This window comes from Mesorhizobium sp. WSM4976, from assembly GCF_029625685.1.
Classification (GTDB): domain Bacteria; phylum Pseudomonadota; class Alphaproteobacteria; order Rhizobiales; family Rhizobiaceae; genus Mesorhizobium.
This window is the reverse complement of record NZ_JARTVT010000052.1, coordinates 1-19954: the sequence shown is the minus strand read 5'-3', so window position 1 is coordinate 19954 and position 19954 is coordinate 1. Positions and strand designations below refer to the sequence as shown.

Here is a 19954-nt window from a genome sequence, read left to right as displayed (position 1 = left end):
AGATGATCCCACTCACTTCTGGCATGACGGTAAGCGTGGAAATCAAAACCGATAGCCGCCGCGTGATCGATTATCTGTTCTCACCACTGGCCAAAATCACCTCGGAGGCCTTCAGGGAGAGATGACGATCGCCGGAGAGCCTCGTCACATGGTCAATGACACAGCTCCGTCGGTTCGCCGGTCATTGGCAAGGAGCAGCCAAAAAAGAGCTACCCTGACGACGAGGAAACGATCCGGATGGACCCGCAGACTTACCGGCATGTTGGCGAACGACGCGGGGACACTGTAGCGATTGCGCTCCAGATGGACGAGGCAGGTGGGTGAGACGCGTTTGGTGTATTCGATAAAGCCGTCGAAGAGCCGAGCAACTGGCATCAGAGATCGCGCTTCCTCGGCCCAGAGATCGGCGATCGTGCCGCGCACCTTTCCGTGTGGTGTGTCCGCCCAGAACTCTTTGCAACGCATCTCCAGCCACTCGTTTAGAGCTTCCAGCGATGCAAAGCGGGGCATCGGCTGAAAGAAGCGATGCCGCGCATCCTGGACATTCTTCTCCACCTGTCCCTTCTCCCAGCCGGACGCGGGATTGCAGAACGGGCTCGAAGAGGTAGTGGCTGTCCATCGCCTGGAAGCGGACATGACGTCACGATCCTTGCCGCGGCCCACCTTGTCGATCGCCGTCTTACATGTTGTCGCAGATGCCGCGGTGAGGAATCCCACCGAACACACGGAAAGCATGATTGTGAGCGTCGAACAGCATCTCGTGCGTTTGCAGGAGATAGCCCCGAACGACGAACGCCCTGGAATAGGCCAGTCTCGTATGCGCCACCTGCAGCTTCGTCCGTTGGTTGCCGATGATTGCCCAGTCCTTGGTCCAGTCGAACTGGAAGGCCTCGCCGGGCTCGAATGCCAGTGGCACGAACGTTCCGCGCCCCGTCATTTCCGCGCCCCGTCATCAGGCGCTCCCTGTGCCAGTCTGCCTTCCACTCCCGTGCAAATGCTGCGACCCGGCAATACGAACCATCGTAGCCGAGGCTCAGCAGATCGGCATGAAGCTGCTTCATCATGCGCGTTTGCTTGCGGGGTTTGTTGGCTTCGAATTTAAGCCAGTCCGAGAGCCGATCAGCAAACGGATCGAGTCCGGCACCTTGAACAGTGCAAACTCGACTTGCACCAAGATATGCCGACTGCCTCGAGGTCGAAACCGTTTCCGATGACGTAACCATCTCGACCATTAGCTGTCACTCGTCCCCGGATTGGCCGGTCCCGGCGCCCGGGATGTCCCCTGCTAGCAATTTTTCCTTCAACAGCTGCCCAGCGTCCTCGATCGCCTCGAAATCCGGCAACTAACGCAGGGTGTCGAGCCCGAACTGCGACAGGAAATTTTTCGTCGTCACATAGGTGTAGGGCGCGCCCGGCTGCGGACTGCGCGGTCCCGACGCGATCAGGTCCTGCGCGCGCAGCACGCCGATCAGGTCGCGCGACACCTCCTTGCCGCAGAAGGAAGACAGCTCGCCACGCGTGATCGGCTGGAAATAGGCAATGCACATGAGGACGAGCGCCTCGGATGGCGCCGCGTCGCAAAGCGCGACAGGTTCTTTGTCACGAGCGATCCGGAGACGGCATCTTCATTCAGGAGCAAGAGAATCACGTCGCCGGCGCCTTTCGCGCGCAGTTTTGGCGCCACGCCTAAGAGTTTTTCGGCGCGCCGCGACAGCTCGGTTGCCAGCCGGCAGGCCTCGGTCGCAGCTTGAACAATTGCGACGCTGACGGCGCGCTCAAAACCTTTCTCTCCGGGTCGGATGCGCTTGCCGGCGGCCTCGGCACGAAATGCCGGGCCAAAAACCTGCGCCATCAACAGTGGCAGGGATTGCGGCCAGCGCAGGCTTTGCGCCAGCACCACGTTGGCGAGCCACCAGTCGGGGCGCATGGCGACGACGCGGGCGGCGATCGCCGCGGCGGCAAATGGCGCCGGCCGCTGCGATCGCGCCTCCTCTTCGATCTTCGTGCAGAGGTCGGCGAGAGCCTCATCGTCCCAGGCGAGCCCGAGCATCTCGGCCACTTTTGCCAACCGATCGGCGCTGACCGCCGGCGGCTGCAGTGCCAGCTGGCGCCAGGCGCCAAAAATGGCACCGGCGGGACCGGGATCAGCACCGGCCGGGCAAAGCTGCCAGGCGTCGCGCAAGCCGACCTCGTCCTCGGCGCGGCCGGCGAGCCGCATGCTGGCGGCAGCACATTTGAGCGTCAGCCGCTGCCGCCAGGCGCCGGCCCAGGCGGGCTGCGCTCGGGCGAGCGTGTCGAGCACGCCCAAGGCGGCGCCAGCCTGGAAAGCGGCATCTGCGACGCCGGGCGCGCCGGCGGCGCCTGCGAGGGCCCACGCCGGAACGCCGGGCGGCGCAGCGAGGCTGGTGGGCAAGGGATTGGCCGTGAGGGGATCGAGGCGAATCATGTGTTTGGAGGGTAAAGCGACCGTGCGCTTTGTGCCATGATTTTCGCGCCAAAACGCACAGCCTGTCGGTTCGCCAAAACGAATGATAATGTTGCCTTATCAGTCGCTTACGTAACCGTAGGCTCAGCCCAATTAGATTTGTCGGCTAACTTCTGCCATTGACTGCATCCTGTTGGGCCAAATACCGGCGGGGCTCGTTCAAGTCAGGTTATGAAACAGTCGGTCCGCTCCTTTGCCGACCGATGGTCCAAGAAATTCCCTCCCCGCTCACGATTCCGGAGACCTCCTTTCCAATGTGGCGATCCAGCACCGGCCGCCACGGCACGAGAGTGAACTCACGCGATTTCTCAATGACTGCATATTTCCCGCTGGCGAGTTCGACCGATCGGAGCATCTTGCCTTCCAACCGATCACCAGGTTTCGCTTCGAAATAGGAGAGCCCAAGCTCCTCCGAGAGCTGGCCGGCAATCCGGTTCAACTCCCGCTGACGCAATATCGAAATCATTTCTGCGCGATAGGCGATCCGCTCCTTCTCCACGTGCACGAATCCTTGAGCAATGAGCCATTGCTGCCGTCGGGTTTGCGCTTCCCGCACCTCGCGGCCAAAGCCTGCGTCGCGCAAGGCCGTCGGTTGATTGGAAACCAACTCCCGGTCCAGCCAGGTGCCGCCGTCGAAACCGACCTGCTTCTCCAGGGGCATTGGCGACAGCTTGTCGAGGACAACGGGCTCGGCCCTCGCCCGCTGACGCTCGTAGTGCGCAACGCGCTCCAGATGGTCTGGCGCAATGATCCAGGTGCCGTCGGGCTCCCGCTCGACGCCGCCCGTTGCGCGGCGGATCGCCTCTAGCCTTCGGACATGCGTTTCGGCAAAGCGTTCGGTCGCCGATGGATCATGCTTCAGATGGATATCGACATTGTAGCACCCGCGATTCGCTGCGGCGATGTCGGCGATAGTCCGGTCGATCTGTCTGGGCTCGGTGTTCCGAGGCGAGACACGGACGACACAGCTGTCGGGCGTCGGTTCGGTGGCGTCGCCTTTGCCGATATCGATGTAGTGACTTTTGCCATCCACACCATCGACGATGAGGTAGTGCCTATCACTAATTTCGTCGGACAGCCCGCGCGCAACAACGCGGCCGACCACAGGCTGGGTATTCTGTCCCACATCGTAGACCACACAATCGGCGGCACTCCGGGCGAGTCCCTTGCTCGTCAGTTCGCGATGCATGGTCTTGATGATATCGCCGCGCTCGCCCAACCGACGCAGCGTTGCTTCGAGTTCATCGTCCAGACGCCAGCGGCCCGAGCCGACCTCCGCTGCAAGACCCATGCGCTCGAGCTTGCGCAGCCTGCCCTGATGCAGTGTCTGGCGAAAAGCATCCCTTCCGTCCGGTGCAACAAGTCCTTCGCCATCGCGCATGCGCAGCAGCTGGCGATCGATGCTGGTGAAGCGCTCTTGCTCCATCTCCTGGCGTAGGCGTTGCTCGATCTCGCGATCGGTGCGCGGACCGAGATCGAGGCTGACCAGTTCGGCGGCCCTCTCCCGCAAACCAGAGGAGATGTACTCACGCGCGATGACAAGATTCTCGCCGCGGTCATCCTTCCCCCGAACGATGATGTGCGTATGCGGATGGCCGGTGTTGAAATGATCGACGGCGACCCAGTCGAGCTTGGTGCCGAGGTCCGCTTCCATCTGCGCCATCAAGCGCCGGGTCAGCGGCTTGAGATCGTCATACTCAATGCCATCTTCGGCTGCGACGATGAAACGGAACTGATGCCGGTCGCCATCGGCACGATCGATGAAAGCCTTGCCATCGAAGCGGTCACTGTCGGCACCGTAGAGCTCGCCGGGCTCACCTTGCCGAGTGACGCCGTCGCGCTGGAGATAGCGCAGGTGCGCACGCGCGGCGTCGGCGCCCTTTCCGGCCAGCTTGACGAGGCGCGCCTTAACAACGACACGCCGCGACCGAAAAGCCGCATGGCGATCGCGCGATTTAAGCAGCGCGGCAGCCGCGCCTCCGAGCCCCATGCGGCTTCCGCTGAAGTGGCCACCACGCGGGGCCTTGCCGCCGGCGCGGTTGATCGCGGCGCGGAGCTGACCGGCATAGCCTTTGCCGGCCTTGGAGCCGCGCGATCCGATTTTGCCGAGCCTCGGCCTGAATTCATCATCCTGCATCGCGGCCTCCTGCGGATTTCAAGCCAATTCAGGGACTTGTGTGAAATGCCCTCCAAGCGCAGGACGGAGCCTCCGGGAGAAACGATGTGCAGACAACCACTTAGCCGCCTCCTGGAGGCGGTGCCTTTATCTTGCCCTACTAATCGGACATCTATCTACGCGCAATAATTCATAAATATCTATTGGTCAAATCCAACTCCATCGTAGTAACGACGGCATGGTACACCTCGGTCGTACATAAGCCAAGCTTGCGGGCGGATCGTTGCATCTGGCGGTCCATGCGCTACTTCGAGCTCGGCGCTTGACTGGTTCCAAAGGGTCAGCTCGGCCGGCTCACGCTCTTCGTCAGATCGACAAAACAGGGCAGTCCAAGCGTTTACAGCGCTCTCATCGCGAGCAGATCGCGACGGATTCAAAGCAGGCAAGATAGCGGACATACCCTGTTCAGCGGCCCTGCCAGGGGCACTTCCACGCGCGTGGAATGGCGTTAGACTCCCGTGTTCGATGGCTGTGTTTGCTCCTTGATGGTCGTCGTTTTCATGCTGCTGGCGCTGCCAACTGCGGCAGCCTCCGCTTCATCTTTGCGCCGCGCCCGACCTTGAAGTCGGCATCGTCCAGCCACACCCTATGCAGGATCGCGGCGAGCTTGCGAGCCACTGCCACGATGGCATTCATCATGCTGGTGCGCTTGGCAATCCGCATGCCCCAGGCCTTCAACGCAGACCATGATCGCACGCGAAGAAGCAGGCTCGCGGCCGCCTCGCACAGCGCCGTTCGCACCTCGCGATCGCCCTGTTTTGTGATGTGTCCCTCGATGTCGATCGAGCCCGACTGCCACCGTCTTGGCGTCAATCCAAAGTGCGCGCCGACGGTCCTGGAGCGCCGGAACCGCAACGGATCGTCGACGCCCGACTTGAAGGACAACGCGGTGATCGGGCCGACGCCCGGCACCGTCATGAGGCGGCGGCAGACCGGATCCTGCGCCACGATCCGCACCAGCAAACGGTGCAGCGCATTGTAGCCGTCAAGCATGCCCTGACGAACGGCGAGCATGGTCTCGATGAAGTCGTTGCGGCCATCGCCAATGCCCTCCAGCAGCTGGCGAACACGGCCTTCGAACTGCCCGCGCGACACCGTCCCCATGAACAGGCCGAAGGCGCGCAGCGTGCCGCGAAGGTGGTTCTCGACGTCGATCAGCTTGCGCTTTAAGAGCCGCCGGTTCGACAGCAGGAGGCGCAGCCGCTGGCTGTCCGGGCTCTTCACATGAACGGCGCGATACCATCCCAGGCGTATCATCTCGGCGATGCCGCGCGCGTCATTTCGATCAGTTTTGTTGCGTTGCGCGTTGAGCGCCGCGCGCATCTGCCTGGCCTCCACGACAACGGCTGGAAAGCCCATTTCCTTGAGCTCGGCGGCGAGCCAACAAGCAATCGAGGAGGCCTCGAGGCCGACGCGATCCAGTTCGCCTTTGAACGGTGAAAGCACCTCCGCAACGGCCGCGGGATCGGTGGGCGCCTTGCCTTCCTTCAAGCGTTTCCCGGCCGGATCGAGGACACAGAAATGCGTCTCTTCAAGGGAGACATCGAGACCGACATAAAGGACCATTATGCTTCTCCTCCGAATCAGTTGACGGTCGGAATCCTCCGTCACATTCGGCTCCCGAACATGGCAACCCGCACAACAATCCACGGTTTGCCGCATGATGTCCGATTAGGAGAGCCCTCGCCAAACCGGCCTTCCGCCCCCGCCCCGGTCCACACGAACGCCTGCCCTCACCGACCGTCGGGCCGCGACGATCCCGCCGGCCGAGGCCCGAGCAGCACCAGAATCTCTCCACTCGAACCGCTCCCAGAAACGCCGTCTTTCAGGAAAAACAACTCCCGTCCGGAGGAGACTTTCGGCCCCTTCGGCGGGCGGGATTTGGCTTTGAACGCATCCATCTCGTCTGCCGAAACGCCTGCCGCCTCGAGCTGTTCGAGATACAAAACCGTCTCTCTCGGCAGCGATTTTCCACGCTGCAAATGCGCCTCATAGCGATCCGGTCCGGCGTTGTAGGCCGCGAACAGACCGGGGAAACCGAAGCGGTCATACATGGCGCGCAGATAGGCCGTGCCGGCAAGAATGTTGTCGCGCGGATCTTGCGGATCAGGCCCGAGACCATGCGCGACGCGCAGCTCCTCATAGGTGCCGGGCATCACCTGCATCAAACCGATTGCGCCGGCGCGCGACGTGATCGGCCGCCCGTTGAGCATGGTTTGCCCACGGCTTTCCGCGTCCATCACGGCATAAATCCAGCTCTCAGGAATGTCGAAGCGGCGGCTTGCGTCGGATACGAAGCGCTGCCATCGTTCAAGCTCCGGACCTTGGGAGATGACGGCCGGCGGCGCGCCGGTCGCGGCGGAACAGGCGCATGGCGCGAAAGACGCCATGCCAAGCATCAGGAGGGTCACTCGGTCCATAGCGGCACGAGCTTCCCAACGATGTTTTCGGCCGGCACCGGCCCGAAATATCGGCTGTCGAAAGAGCCGGGAGCGTCGCCGCTGATCAGAAAAATCTCGTCGCGGGCGAGCGGCCGACATTCGTTCCACCACGGCAAGGGGCGGCCCTGGCCGTCGGTTTTGATGCGGCGCGCGGCGATCTTGCCGCCGATGATGATTGCATCATTGAAGGCGCAGACATGCTCGCCGGGAAGTGCCGCGACGCGCTTCACCAGCGGCACGCTGCGGGGCAGATAGCCGCGCTGGTCGGCGAGCTGGCCGACCATTTTCGGCATGCGAACAAGCACGAAATCGCCGGTGCGAGCCGCGCCCAGGCCAAGGCCATAGAGCCCAACCGGCGCGCTGGCCGAGGCATTCCAGATCAGTATCGGGGCCGGTTTGGCGAAGGCGCTGAAGCCGATCAGGACCAAACCGATGCTTGCGGCGGCGAGCGACTTGCGCGCGCGAACGCGCCGCAAGCCGCCGCCGATCAGATGCAGGGAAGGCCGCGCCATCATGTACGGCCTCCGCGATTTTCATCGGAGTCGGAAGCTGGCGGCCGGCTTTTCGACCAGGCCTCGAGCTCGTCGATGTGATAGCGGACGAAGCGGCCGTGCTTGCGAAATTGCGGGCCGTGGCCCGTAAGCCGCATCTTCTCCAAAGTCCGCTGGGACAGGCCGACATAGAAGGCGGCCTGCGCGGTATTGAGAAACGGACTGCCCTTCTTGGCGCGGGCGGCGCGTTCGTTTTCGTCGTCCATGATGAACCTCGTTTCGCGTGCTGAAAGACGGAAGCGAGAATCGGCGAAGGGGAGCGTTTGCGGGACGGGCGAAGAGTGGGCCGGGAGTTTTCGCCGCCCTTCGGTTGCGCGTTGTTCGGGATCGAAGAGCCCCCGCGCCGTTGGCGCGGGGACTGCGGGAGTTGGGGCCGGTCAGTCGGCCGGGTTCCAGATGATGGCGTAGGTGTCGTCGTCGTCCTGGCCGGCGGCGCGGCCGAGATTGGCGTAGAGTTTTCTCGGGCCGAACTCCGGGGCTGCGATCGACAGGCTCACATAGTCCTTGCCGGAAGCCTCGCCGGTCCTGATCCAGCCGGCGCCGACTTCTACGCCTTGGGTGAGCACCCGGAAGTCGGGATGGCTGTCGGCGCTCTTGGCCTGATTGGGCACGATGGCGATGTCGGCGCGGACGCTGAGCGTCTTGAGCTGGCCCTTGTAGCCGCCGTTCTCCTGCTTGGTGACGTATCCGATCGCGGTCATTTGAAAGTCTCCTTTTGCTTGTCGCCCGGGGACCATTCCCCTGCGATGGCCGACCGTGATGGGCGCGTTCGGGTCGCGCGAACCCAACGGGCCGAAGCGGCAGCGCAGGACCCGAGCGGGCAGCTTTTTTTGCAGCGAAGCGGGCGCGAGGAGCCGCCGCCGGCGGCGGGGAAAAAGGCTGATGGCCGAGGGTTTCGGGCGGGCCGGATCCGCCCATAGGTCATCAAGCCAGCGGCAGGGGAATGGTCCTGGGTGCCAGGCATTGGAGACAGCCAGGCGCGGTCGCCGCAGCCAGGCAGAGGTCAAGGCGGCGATTGGAAAAGAGGGGTTCGCGCCGTGCCGGCATCGCCATGGCGCCCAGGCAGCAAGCGCCAGATTGCCATCACCGGGCCGGATGTTTTGCGGAGAGGATCGGCAATGTGCTCGGCTGAGAAGGGACCGGTGCTGCGCTGCCCCGAAGGCTTTGCCGGGCACGCGATACCGCCCGGCAGACGGACGAGCGGCGAGGTTCCACACCTCGCCACCCGCCGATGCCAATGATCATTCAGACACGAACAGCATCTGCACCTTTGCCCACTGATCGGCGGTGCGGAAGCCGCCCCGCTCGGTGTAGCTCGACACCGGGAACGCCATCCAGCGGGCAGCCAGCCGTCGACTTGTTCGCGGCCGTTCTCGCCCGACAGGAAGTCGCGAATGATCTTCTTTTGCGTCTTCAGCTTCTGCGATGAATTGGCGTCGGCGACATGCCTGCCGCCGATGTCGGCAAGCATTTCATTGGCGACTTGCCTGTCGCGCAGCAGCTCGAAGAAGGCGTCGCCAGGCTGCCACCAGCCGCGCATGTCGAGGCCCAGATGGTTGCCGAGCGCCTCGACGATGGCGGTGCCAATGCTGAGCGTTTCGGCCATGACCAGCGCGAGAATGCGCAGGGCATCTTCGTCGGAAAGCGCCAGCAGACGGGCAAAGACGCTCGCCAGCGCGACGTCGTCACCATTGCCGCCGGCAACCGGACCATCCTCGTCAATCGCGCCGAGCAGGGCCAAAACCGCGCGCTGCTTCCCGGCAAAGGCCGCTTGCGCCTTGCTGGCAGCGATGCTGGCGGCGATCACTTCGTTGGCCGCCCGCTGCGGCTCGACGCGCACCGTCCACAGGCCGGAACCGACAATCGCGTGGGCTACCATCAGGCGCAATGCGGCACCCGGATGGTCGAGCAAGGCCGTGCGCACGGCGGCGTGACGATGCAGGTCGACATAGTTCTGCATCGGTCCGCTGAGTTCCGGGCGCGACGCTTTGCCGGCGTTTCGGCTTCCTCGCCGGCCTCGCCTGCCGTGCGGGCGCGCCGCGCTTCCTTGCGCGAAAGATAGCCCTCGTGAGCTTCGACTTCGCCGCGCTGCGAGACAGTGACGACGACCTTGCCGCCTTTCTTCTTCGCTGTCTTCTCGTAGTCCCACGAATGGAAATACTGCCCGGGTTCGAGCAGGATGACATCCGCCCAGCCGGCCTCCAGCCAGGCCTCGCGCCTTGCGGCAATCGCCTCGTTCTGCTTTTGCCAGAAGAGATCGGCATCGGCGAAATAGCTATCCTCGCCGAACAGGTCCGACACGATCAGGCCGGGATAGTCCTCGATTGGGAACAGCGCCACCTTGGAGATCGACTGGCCGCCGAACAGCCATTGCTTCAATTGCCAGCCGCGCGGCGCCCGGCTGCCCGGATCGGCAAAGAGCGCCAGCCACTCCTTCTGCTGCGCCTTTGACGCCATGGTCAGATGCCGCACTGTCTCGGTGTCGATCTCTTCGCGCCGATAGGCTTCGCGGATCTTGGGCAACAGATCGCCGAGCGCCAGAATGCGCTTCACCTGAGGCTCGGTCAGGCCGAAGGTGGCGGCGATGTCCGCAATGGCCCTCCCCTCCTTGATCAGGCGCGTAAAAGTCTCCCATTGCGAGACTTCGTCGGGGTCGAGACGCGCGATGTTCTCGATCAATGACGCTTCCAGCGCATCGGCGTCGTCGCCGTCCTCCATGATCGCGCAAGGCAGAGGGTCGGCCAAGCCGCGCTCATCGGCGACCGTCCTGGCTGCGAAATAGCGCCGCCGGCCGGCGACGATCTCGAACGTGTCGGGCGAGCCGTTGGGCCGGATCAAAAGCGGCACCAGGACGCCACGCGCCCTGACCGACGGCAGGATGTCGGAAATGTCGGGCGCGCGCCTGGAATGGCGCATGTTGATGGCGGACACGCTCAACCGGTCGATGGAAACATGGGCAAGCTGCATGGTCTTTCTCCTTTGTCTGGGCTGAAAAGCCCCACCGCGAGGCCGAAGGCCGAGCGGCGGCGCGGGTGGGTTGCGCCTGAGCGGCGCGGGTCATTCCGCCCGCTCTGGCGGAAGCTCTGGTGTTCAGGTTGAAAGGACTGCGGCGGCCTGCCGCAAAAGCCGCTCGGCCTCGGTGATGCGGCCGGCACGGCGCGCCGCCTCGGCGTAGATCGAGAGCGGAAACCGCGCGGCGAAGGCGAGGTCGCGCTCGATGCCGATGCCGATCGGTCCCTTGACCGCTTGCAGCTCGGCAAGGCTGACGCTGCCGAGTTCGGGGAAGCCGAAACCGAGATCGCAAAGACCGAACAGCGTGTCGCCGTCGGCGTCGAGCTCGGTCAGAAGCCACGTTGCGACGCCAACCGGATTGAACAGTTTGACGACTGGAACATGGTCGGTTGCGGTGTCGGCCGCGCCATTGGAGAGCAGCCGGGCACGCAATTCGTCGGTGATCAGGATCATCACAAAGCTCCTTGTCAGAACAGGTCGAGTTGATTGCGTGCGTTCGGCGGGAGAAAGATTCACTGGATCTTTCTCTGATCCGCCTCACCATCGAAGAGGCCGATCTCGGGCGGCTTCTGCGGTGCGCGCGGACGCATCGGCGCGTCCATCAGCAGCGACAGCCGGTCACGCGTGGCGATCGGCCGGACGCCGGGAACGAGCGTCTGCTCGCCTTCCGGCGTGGGCTCGCTTTGCGGCGGAAAGGGATCGCGCGTGCTCATGCCGCGATCTCCGTTTGCGCCTCACCTTCCAGATTGGAGTTGAAGGCGAGAAGAGAATCGGCGGCCTTCGAGGCAAGGCTTGCGGCGCGAAAAATCGCGCGGTTGTCCTCGCGCAAAACCTCCAGCCAAGAAGCGATGTAGTCGGCATGGCGCACGGTCGGCTCGATGCCGAGCCAGCAGCAGGTGAAGGCTGCCGTCATCTCGGCAACCAGTTCCTCACGCGCGTAAGCCTTGGTGCCGAAGCTACCGGAGAAGTCGCGGGCAAGGCGGGTCGGATGCCCGGTCCAGTGGCCAAGCTCGTGGAAGCAGGTGCGGTAATAGTTGATCTGTTCGAAGAATGCCGGTTGCGGCGGCAGCTGAACAAAATCGGCGGACGGCATGTAAAAGGCGCGGTCACCGCCAATGCGGATATCAGCGCCGGTTGCCCTGACCAGCGCCTCGGCCCTTGGGACAATCTGGCTCTCGGGCAGCGGCTCGGCGTTGGCGTAAAAGTGTTCGGGCAGGCCCTCGCATTGCGCGACATTGAAGACGGTGAAGCGCTTGAGGAACGGCACCGCATGCGGCTCGTCGTCCTCTTGTCTGGCGCGTTCCTTCTCGTTCTTCGGGATGAAGCGGTCGGCGTGAACGATGGTCGTGCCGTGCTCGCCTTTGCGGACATTGCCGCCAAGCGAAAGCGCCTGACGGAAGGTGAGCCAGCCTTGGCCGGGGTAACCGTGCTCGATGACAGCGCCCCACAGGATCAGGATGTTGATGCCGGAATAGCCGCGCCCGGTGATCGCGTTCCTTGGCAGCCCGAGCGATGCCTTGGCGCGACCCCAAGGCTGGACCCAAGGCACGCAGCCCCGCTCCAGATCGGCGATGATGCGGTCCGTAATCTCCGAATAAAGGCTCGTTCTCTGCGGTTCGCTCCTCTTGGAACCAACGTCTCCGCTAGCGCTGCGTTTGCCGGTCCTGCGCATGATCTTCTTCTCCGCTCGCCAATCTCACCGCGCCCTTCCCGAAGCGGGGTGGGCGGCGAACACGACCGGAAAGGCCCACCGTCAGAGGCGGCCTGCATCCGCAGGACCGGAACGCCAGTGGAGGACCCTGAGCGGAACGCGAAGGGTTGCGGGCCGCCGCGGTGGGCCTAGAAGGGAGAGCCGCCCACACCGCGCCGCCGGGAAGGCAAACAAGAAAACAGCGCCGCCCGAGAGGGCGGCGACCGTCACAGCCCACAAGGGCTGCAGCGCCAGGGGGCAAAGCCGTATGGCCGAGACCGCCTGAGCCTCAGCGAAGATGAAGGGGCTCGGTTCACGAGCACCCGGTACGCCTTTCGCGCGCAGGCGCCATTACGCCGACACAGTCAATCAGAAGAGATCAATGTTTCCGATCAGATCATGCCCCCATTCGCAGTGCGGGGCCGATAGCCTAAGGCGACGCGCTCCGTTCCGCCATATTCAGGGAGCAATAGAGCGCTGTCCACAGGAAGCGTCCTCGCGTTGGAACTAGATCTTGCCGGACCTATTCACGGTTTCACCATCTGCAAAATGAAAAAGAGATTGTGCCAAGCACTACCGGGGCGATAGCTAGTTATTTCTCGGCTTGGGGCTTTTCAGCATGATGAATCGGTTGGGTCGCTTTTGCTTGCCCGTCGTGTCCTTCCTGATCGCATTCGTTGCTGTTGCATCGGCTGCGACAAAGCAGAAGCCAGAGGAAGACCCGCCGATGACTTTCGCTCTGGTTCGTAACGGCGATTGCAAGATACTCTGCACCCAATGGATATCCGCCGAGGGCCGGATAACGCGTGACACCCCGAAGCAGTTCGCGCAACTCCTGCACGGACTGAATGGGCAGAGACTCCCTGTCGTCTTTCAATCCCGCGGTGGAGACGTGTTTAGTGCGATCTCGGTTGGACGCATGATCCGGGCCGCCGGTCTCGAAACCGCGATAGGCAGGACACAGTTGAACGGCTGTCCGATGCTGGTGCCGCGCTGCCCGGAGAAGATGGTCAGAGACGGCTGGTCGGAAGGCGAAGTGCATGCGGGAGGCGCGTACTGCTTCTCGGCCTGCCCGCTCTTGCTGGCTGGCGGCCAGGTTCGCGCCGCCGCTGTCAATGCCTACATCGGCCTGCATCAGATAACCAACGGAAGGGCGCAAGCTCACTCGGGGCGAAGAAACCTCGACCAGATTTCAGCAGTGCCGGATCCGGTGCTGAAGCAGACGCTTTCCGATTATTTCGAAGAAATGGGCGTCAAGAGCCGCGACGTGTTTGCTTCGATGGGCTTGGCCACGCCGGAGGGCATTCACTACATCCTGAGCCAAGAAGCACTCAGATCAGGCATCATTACAAAGGTCTTCTCCTATTCGGAGGAACCTGGATATGTCACAGGCGCGGGCAGTAACCCTCACCCGATCACTTCCGTTCTGGTGTCCCCCAACGTCGACACCGCCATTCCTCCGCCGTAGGAACGTACCCGTCCGGCGAACACCGCAGGTATTGAAAGTTAGCTGAGGAGCTTGCTGCACCCCATGACCGAGGTATGCTCAGGCAATGATTACTTCTCCTTGTCCTGTTTATCTCTTCAGGAGCGCAGGTTTCGCTCCGTCCGGCGACACAGTGGTGAGCGTTGCTCCGGTGGATTGCGTTGTCGCAGTTTACGGCAATGGGGGTGTTGTTGGTGAAGGCGGTCTGTCTTCCGCCTTTGGTGGGGCGGCAGTCTTCAAGAACGATGTTTCCGGCGAATGCTTCGTCGGAGTATGGGGAGCCCGAAACGCCGCACGTTTCCGCAATGAGCTTCGAGCTCATATGCAGATTGTCGTTCACAAGGAAGCGCCAGACGCTCGGCTCACTCTTGGAATAACGGAGAACGAGCGCCCTAAGAGGTCTGCGCGCAAATGAAGGGCAAGCAGAATTTGGCTGAGGCCGGCGCGCCCAGGCGGACCTTGTAGTCCTCATCGGCTGGCCCGCGTTCGCAGTCTTGGCCGCTTCTATCTTCCAATCATAACCGTCCGCAAAGGCCGCGGTGGTTCCGATACCGGACGAATGTGCCGTCAGTGGTTGCCGAACTCAGGTCGGAGGCTAACCAGAAGCTTGGCGACCCGGTCGCTTCTCTCAGCTAGCAGTCCGCGGTCCGTTAATCCCATATGCTCGGTGGCTACAGCGAATAGATAGGCTGCGATGTCGCTCGCGGTGGCGCTTTCGTCCATCAGCATGACGTAGACCGTGTCCGCGTAGGCGTCATATTCGTCGGTAGCATCTGGTATGCCGGAGACACCGATAGGATCCCAATCGTGTAGCAAGATCTCCCGGACTCGAGCTCGGTTCTCTCGTGACTGATACTTGTTTCGCCCGTGAGCCATTCTCTCGTCCTACGCAGCGACGGCCTTCGATGATCGACGTTTCCAGTTCCATGGCAGGAGTTCGTCCAGCCGGCCTTGCGATGTGTCGGCGATGCGGGCGAGCACGTCGGCGAGCCAGGCCTGTGGATCGACGTCATTGAGCTTCGCGGAGCCAATCAGCGTATACATGATAGCAGCGCGGTCGGCGCCACGGTCTGAACCGGCGAAGAGCCACGCCTTGCGGCCGAGAGCCAAACCGCGGAGCGCGCGTTCGGCCGCGTTGTTGGTCAGGCAGATGCGCCCGTCTTCGAGAAAGCGGATGAAGCCTGGCCAGCGCTTGAGCATGTAGTCGATCGCCTGCGCGACGGGAGCGTGACGCGACAGTTTGGCTCGCTCGCCATGCATCCATGCTTCGAGTTCGGCGATGAGCGGCGCGCTCCTTTCGGTCCTGACGGCAAGGCGCAGTTCGGCGGCAAGCCCGCTGATATCTCGTTCGATCTCGAACAGGAGATCGATACGTTTGACAGCCTCGAAAGCGATCGGCGAGATCGGCGGCGTGTTCTTTCCCCGACGGCTATTGGCGGCGATATCGGCCAGCACGAAGAACTTGCGTCGCGCACGGCTCCAGCACAGCGCCTCCGTCACCGCTCCGGGCTTCCGGTCGGGGAGATAAAGCCCGTTGTAGCCGGCATAGGCATCGGCCTGCAGAATGCCGGTGAACTGGCTCAGATGCCGTTCCGGATGTTCGCCCGACCTGTTACGGGAGGCGTAAAACACCACCGCCGGTGGCGCTGTGCTGCCGAAGGGCCGATCGTCGCGGACATAGACCCAGGCCCGACCGGTATCGGTCTTGCCCTTCGCCAGGATCGGCACCGTCGTATCGTCGCCATGAAGACGGTCTGCCGAGAGCACATGCTCCTCGATTAGCGCACGCAGCGGGCGCAGCGCTGCCGCGCAGGCGCCGACTTGGTCGGCCAGTGTCGACAGGCTCAGATCGACGCCTTCGCGGCCGTAACGTTCGCTCTGCCGGTTGAGTGGCTGGTGTTGGCCGAACTTCTCGAACAGCACCATAGCAAGCAGGTTCGGGCCGGCAAAGCCGCGCGGGGTGACGTGGAACGGTGCTGGCGGCTGGGTGATCGCCTCGCATTGCCGGCAGGAGAACTTCTCGCGCACCGTCTGGATGACCTTCCACTGGCGCGGGATCACCTCGAGCGTCTCGGTAACGTCCTCGCCGAGCTTCGACAACCTGGTCGAGCCGCAGCATGGGCAGCTCTCGGGAGCGGCGATTATGACGCGCTCGCGCGGCAGATGTTCGGGGAATGACTTGCGCGCCGGGCGTCGACGCTCGAACGAACGAACCGTTTGCGTTTGAGCTATCGCCTTCTCGGCAGCGAGTTCGTCCTCGGTTGCGTCGGCCTCCAGTTCCTCAAGCTGAAGCTCCATCTGCTCAAGCAGACGAGCCTTGCGTTCCGAGCGGCTGCCATAGAGCTCGCGCCTGAGCTTCTCGATCTCCAGCTTCAGCCGAGCAATCAGCGCCTCCGTCCCGGAACTGACAGCCGCTGCGCGGGCGGCAACCGCTTCGGCCTCAACGCGCGCGGCGCGCTCCGCGAGGATCATCGCGTGGGCGGCAGCCAGGTCGGAAGGGAGCGATTCAGCAGCGGACACCGAGCGATGGAATCACATCCGCCACCATGTGCAAGGCCAAAATCTAGCCTGTCGCCGTCGGCCGCCAAGTCTTTTGCGGCAGAGTTGTCTGGCCTGCTCGGCTGGAGTCAGCATTTCAAAGATTGCCACGTTCAATCCCCAGCATTAGCGATTTTCCGTAGCCATCGGAGCGGCATCAAATACCGACTACCCAGTTCAAGCAAGGTCGGCATCGAGCCAAAGGCCGACATTCAGGCGGCGGGCAGCGTGTTTTAACGTTGTGACCAATTTAAACCAGGCCTTCAGATCGTTCCACGAAACGTACGCTGGGGCCAAAGAGGCCAGCGGACGAAGCTTTCATCACTTTTGTGCTCTCCGCGTGACCCTGAAATCCCGCCAACGTCGCCGCTACCTATGGCGCCGATCGTCGAACGAGGACTTTTCACCCAGATATCGATAATATGAGGAGTCGCTAATGCTAGCGCGATAGCCTACAAACAGCAAACCGCTCAAACATCGCGATGGAGGACGAGATGGCTTATGGGATAGTTCACCACTTTCCGGGTGGGACAAAGTCACAGTACGAGGCCTCGATCGCCGCTGTGCATCCAGCAGGCGGTGCTCTGCCAAAGGGTCAGACCTTCCATGCGGCTGGACCGTCCTCGGGGGGGTGGACAATCGTTGCCATCCACGACTCCAAGGAGAGTTGGGAGAAGTTCCGCGATGGAATCCTGATGCCCACGATGAGCAAGGGCATTAAGGGCGGCTTCACCTCGCCACCGCAAGAGACAGCGTTCGAAGTCCAGAACATTCATGGCGGAGCGCTCGGGAACTGAATATGGGCATCTCGGCAACGTGCGCCGGTTCGGCACCGTGTAGACGAAATGCTATCGACCGATCCTATCGAAGAGTTGGCCAAATCACCGATTGACGCTGTGCAGTCGTGAGACTCGTCTCGGTGCCAGCGTTCGAACCGGCGGCCGTTGCCGCCGATGCTGTCTTTTTGCGATGTCCTGACCTGCCATGGCAACTTGCCACGGTGAGTCAGCCCATTCTGATTTACGTTTTCCGCGCTGTTCAATTTGCCAAGAGCGAGACGGTTGTGACCGCTGCGCCAGTTGATCTCGTCATCTCGGCATTTGGGGGCGGCGAAATGAGGGCGAGCAGGGGCTTGAGGCTGCCTTTGGAGGCTCGGCTTACTGCCGCGATGAGGCGACGGGAGAGGCTTATCTAGCCATTTGGGGAGCCCGGAACGGTTCGCGCCTCCGGAGGCGGCTGCGTGTGAGCGGAGCAACCCTGCAAACCGTCAGCGGCGAACCGCCAGCCCGCCTTATCTGGTATAACAGCGGCCAGAAAGGACATCGTCCGAATGTCCGTTAGTCACCCAAAGCAGAAATTCACGATGGTCGATTTTCAAACCTTCTATTTCAGTTCAATTTGCGGTCTCCACTAAAGGATTCATCCACGGCGCCGTCGCTATGGTCGGCAGATAGCGCCGTGTAACGGCGGCGAAGCGCATATGGAATGACCTATGCTAAAAATCGCAGACAGCGCCAAGGAGAGAATACTCCACCTCTGCGCTCAATTTCGCCGGGACAAGGGCGATGATCCGATACCAGCCATTATGTGGCTGGACACTGATCTCAATGGCGGAAGCTTCCCGTCAGGCGTGATTATCGGTGCGTATACTTCGGCCCAAAGAAGTGAGTTGGGCGGAGAAATCCGAAACGATAACGGACTGGAATACGTCTTGGCGGTGGCCGACGACTATCTACCGAAATTCATTGGGAAGACGCTTTCGTTCGACGGCAACTCGTATCACCTCGATTAGCGACCAAGTGTCAGCTTTTAGCCTGTTGCATTCCTTTAGCAGGTCGTAATACTTGGCGGACTGCGCTTGCTGACATCGTGCCACTTGATCGACACTTGAAAGTAGCGAATTCAGCCGTCCGATGAAGCGGGCGACTTCCGACGCGGAATGCCTGGTGCCGACATGTCACGAAAGGAACTCCCGCATTGCCCAAACACGGCCGCAGGCCGCCGGAATTTGACTCGGGAGTCGCGCGGGTTCACTATATTAGCATATTCAAATATTGATCGGCGCAGGAGCCATGTCGGGGGGAAGAAACGGCGAAACTCCTTTGTCCAACGGGACCGTGGTTGACTACGACCTGATCATCGTGGGTGGAGGTCTGGCGGGTTCTTCGCTTGCCATCGCCCTTGCCGGCCGCAGCATCCGGATTCTCATCGTCGAACAGCAGGAGGAGTTCAGAGACCGAATCCGCGGCGAGCTTCTGATGCCTTGGGGAAGTCTCGAGGCGAAACGCTTGGGCATCTACGATTTGCTTCTTGAAAGCTGCGCCATCGAGGCATCCTACTTTTCAAGTTTCACAAAGGGCTCCTCGCCTGTGACGCGGGACCTGCTTGCGACGACCCCGGCTGCCACCTGCTGCGCGACGTTCCCCCACCCGGAGATGCAAACCGTTCTCTTGAGACAGGCCAAGTTGCTGGGAGCCGAGGTCAGGCTCGGGAACGGGGCATCCGCCGTGACATTTGGAGATGTGCCGCGGGTTCACATCGGCGGCGACGTCAAAGGTCTCTCTGCCCGCCTGGTCGTTCTGGCCGACGGTCGGGATTCACGGCTGCGATCGCTTCTAGGCTTCGACGTGCTGCACGACCCGGAGCAGCTCGTTACAGCTGGCATGCTTCTGGAGGGCGACGTCAACTACTCGGAGTTCCTCGCCGGCGAGGCGAGACCATCGGCAAATACGGTCAATCTCTTCTATGATCCCAAGGGCGGGAGAATGGTGATCGCAATGCGCATCGCACCCAGGCGCAACCGCATCTATCTCATCTACCACAAGGATGTCTTGCCGAAGCGTCTCTCCGGCCGCCATTCCGTGGATGAAATGATACGGCAGCTTCAGGCGGTGGGCGCTCCCAGCCATTGGTTCGACCAGGCACGTCAGGCAGGCCCGCTCGCGAGCTTCGACGGATCGCATCGATGGATCGATAGCCCTTTCCGCGACGGGGTCGTTCTGGTCGGCGATACCGCGGCCGCCACTGACCCTGCCTGGGGCAGAGGCCTGTCAAGGACACTTCGGGACGTGCGGCTGCTGAGAGATCGATTGCTGGAGAGCTCCGATTGGCGTTCGGCGGCGGAGGCCTATGCCCGAGACCATGATGATTTCTACGGCCGGATGCGACGCCTGGAGGCAATGCAGACAACCTTGCTGTTCGAACGCGGAGAGGCAGCCGACAAACGACGAGAGCATGCCTTCGCGCTTTTTGCCCGCGATCCGACGCGCGTTCCGGATGTAATGGGGTTAGGGCCAGAGGCACCGTCAGACGACCAGGCGCGTGCCCGCTATTTCGGGCAGATATGACTTCGAACGCTGTCTCAGGGCGGCGAGGTGGAGACGCCCTTGATGCCCTTGCTCGTTGTGGCCATGAGGTTCAGCCACAATGAACCGGAGGTTGGCGAACTGTTAACCGGTTGGTCGCTGGTTCGAATCCGGCCATGAGAGCCAACATTTTCAGGTCCGTTCCGGACACATAGGTTACAGTTTATACCGGAGACATGGGTAACACTTTTGGCCCGAAGGGGTTGTGGA

Annotated in this window: 19 protein-coding genes and 2 pseudogenes; 5 read left to right on the top strand and 16 right to left on the bottom strand. The window is 62.2% G+C overall.

Going from position 1 to position 19954, the window contains the following annotated elements; translation table 11 throughout:
• Nucleotides 1-219 precede the first annotated feature (219 nt).
• From istA to P9272_RS34390, 14 genes and pseudogenes are all read right to left on the bottom strand, one after another.
• Nucleotides 220-1148, bottom strand: a pseudogene (gene istA, locus P9272_RS34455) (IS21 family transposase); the annotation flags it as partial.
• Nucleotides 1149-1238: 90 nt separating this feature from the next.
• Nucleotides 1239-1565 (bottom strand): annotated as a pseudogene (locus P9272_RS34450) (SMC-Scp complex subunit ScpB); the annotation flags it as partial.
• A complete protein-coding gene (locus P9272_RS34445; RefSeq protein WP_278164576.1) occupies nucleotides 1469-2446 on the bottom strand; it encodes a DUF1403 family protein in 978 nt (325 codons plus the stop codon). The pseudogene P9272_RS34450 and the gene P9272_RS34445, both read right to left, overlap by 97 nt.
• A 208-nt stretch (nucleotides 2447-2654) precedes the next feature.
• A complete protein-coding gene (gene rlxS, locus P9272_RS34440) occupies nucleotides 2655-4622 on the bottom strand; it encodes a relaxase/mobilization nuclease RlxS (RefSeq protein WP_278164574.1) in 1968 nt (655 codons plus the stop codon).
• A gap of 537 nt (nucleotides 4623-5159) precedes the next feature.
• Nucleotides 5160-6227 carry an IS110 family transposase gene (locus P9272_RS34435; protein WP_278164571.1) on the bottom strand — a complete coding sequence of 356 codons (1068 nt, stop codon included), beginning with the start codon at nucleotides 6225-6227 and terminating at the stop codon, nucleotides 5160-5162.
• 167 nt (nucleotides 6228-6394) lie between these two features.
• Nucleotides 6395-7081, bottom strand: a complete 687-nt coding sequence (locus tag P9272_RS34430) for a lytic transglycosylase domain-containing protein (protein ID WP_278164580.1) — start codon at nucleotides 7079-7081, stop codon at nucleotides 6395-6397.
• Entirely contained in the window at nucleotides 7069-7617 is a 549-nt protein-coding gene (locus P9272_RS34425) for a S26 family signal peptidase (RefSeq protein ID WP_278164570.1), read from the bottom strand. Before P9272_RS34425 ends, P9272_RS34430 begins: the two co-directional genes overlap by 13 nt.
• On the bottom strand, nucleotides 7614-7859 hold the full coding sequence (locus tag P9272_RS34420; protein ID WP_278164568.1) for a helix-turn-helix domain-containing protein: 246 nt from the start codon (nucleotides 7857-7859) through the stop codon (nucleotides 7614-7616). Before P9272_RS34420 ends, P9272_RS34425 begins: the two co-directional genes overlap by 4 nt.
• Nucleotides 7860-8030: 171 nt before the next feature.
• Nucleotides 8031-8354 carry a DUF736 domain-containing protein gene (locus tag P9272_RS34415; protein WP_278164566.1) on the bottom strand — a complete coding sequence of 108 codons (324 nt, stop codon included), beginning with the start codon at nucleotides 8352-8354 and terminating at the stop codon, nucleotides 8031-8033.
• A gap of 302 nt (nucleotides 8355-8656) precedes the next feature.
• Entirely contained in the window at nucleotides 8657-9613 is a 957-nt protein-coding gene (locus tag P9272_RS34410; protein WP_278164565.1) for a hypothetical protein, read from the bottom strand.
• A complete protein-coding gene (locus P9272_RS34405; RefSeq protein ID WP_278164564.1) occupies nucleotides 9532-10620 on the bottom strand; it encodes a ParB/RepB/Spo0J family partition protein in 1089 nt (362 codons plus the stop codon). Before P9272_RS34405 ends, P9272_RS34410 begins: the two co-directional genes overlap by 82 nt.
• Nucleotides 10621-10743: 123 nt before the next feature.
• A complete protein-coding gene (locus P9272_RS34400) occupies nucleotides 10744-11118 on the bottom strand; it encodes a DUF2958 domain-containing protein (protein WP_278164563.1) in 375 nt (124 codons plus the stop codon).
• Nucleotides 11119-11177: 59 nt separating this feature from the next.
• The gene (locus P9272_RS34395) at nucleotides 11178-11378 is read right to left on the bottom strand and encodes a hypothetical protein (protein ID WP_278164562.1); all 201 of its coding nucleotides are present in this window, start codon (nucleotides 11376-11378) and stop codon (nucleotides 11178-11180) included.
• Complete coding sequence (locus P9272_RS34390) at nucleotides 11375-12337, bottom strand: zincin-like metallopeptidase domain-containing protein (protein WP_278164561.1); 963 nt, start codon at nucleotides 12335-12337, stop codon at nucleotides 11375-11377. The genes P9272_RS34395 and P9272_RS34390 overlap by 4 nt, the downstream gene beginning before the upstream one ends.
• A 637-nt stretch (nucleotides 12338-12974) precedes the next feature.
• Here P9272_RS34390 and P9272_RS34385 point away from each other — a divergent pair.
• Nucleotides 12975-13823 carry a hypothetical protein gene (locus tag P9272_RS34385; RefSeq protein ID WP_278164560.1) on the top strand — a complete coding sequence of 283 codons (849 nt, stop codon included), beginning with the start codon at nucleotides 12975-12977 and terminating at the stop codon, nucleotides 13821-13823.
• A gap of 585 nt (nucleotides 13824-14408) precedes the next feature.
• On the opposite strand, the gene P9272_RS34380 is transcribed toward P9272_RS34385, so the two are convergent.
• Together P9272_RS34380 and P9272_RS34375 are read right to left on the bottom strand one after the other, a co-directional pair.
• The gene (locus P9272_RS34380; protein WP_278164559.1) at nucleotides 14409-14657 is read right to left on the bottom strand and encodes a hypothetical protein; all 249 of its coding nucleotides are present in this window, start codon (nucleotides 14655-14657) and stop codon (nucleotides 14409-14411) included.
• Nucleotides 14658-14726: 69 nt separating this feature from the next.
• A complete protein-coding gene (locus P9272_RS34375) occupies nucleotides 14727-16313 on the bottom strand; it encodes an IS66 family transposase (protein ID WP_278164578.1) in 1587 nt (528 codons plus the stop codon).
• Between the two features lie 54 nt (nucleotides 16314-16367).
• Between P9272_RS34375 and P9272_RS34370 the strand changes: the two genes are divergently transcribed.
• From P9272_RS34370 to P9272_RS34355, 4 genes are all read left to right on the top strand, one after another.
• A complete protein-coding gene (locus P9272_RS34370; RefSeq protein ID WP_278164558.1) occupies nucleotides 16368-16616 on the top strand; it encodes a hypothetical protein in 249 nt (82 codons plus the stop codon).
• A gap of 257 nt (nucleotides 16617-16873) precedes the next feature.
• Nucleotides 16874-17176: a hypothetical protein gene (locus P9272_RS34365; RefSeq protein ID WP_112102199.1), complete on the top strand. Its 303-nt coding sequence runs from the start codon at nucleotides 16874-16876 to the stop codon at nucleotides 17174-17176.
• Between the two features lie 695 nt (nucleotides 17177-17871).
• Entirely contained in the window at nucleotides 17872-18171 is a 300-nt protein-coding gene (locus tag P9272_RS34360) for a hypothetical protein (protein WP_278164557.1), read from the top strand.
• Nucleotides 18172-18433: 262 nt separating this feature from the next.
• Nucleotides 18434-19726: an NAD(P)/FAD-dependent oxidoreductase gene (locus tag P9272_RS34355; protein ID WP_278164556.1), complete on the top strand. Its 1293-nt coding sequence runs from the start codon at nucleotides 18434-18436 to the stop codon at nucleotides 19724-19726.
• The last annotated feature ends 228 nt before the right edge of the window (nucleotides 19727-19954 follow it).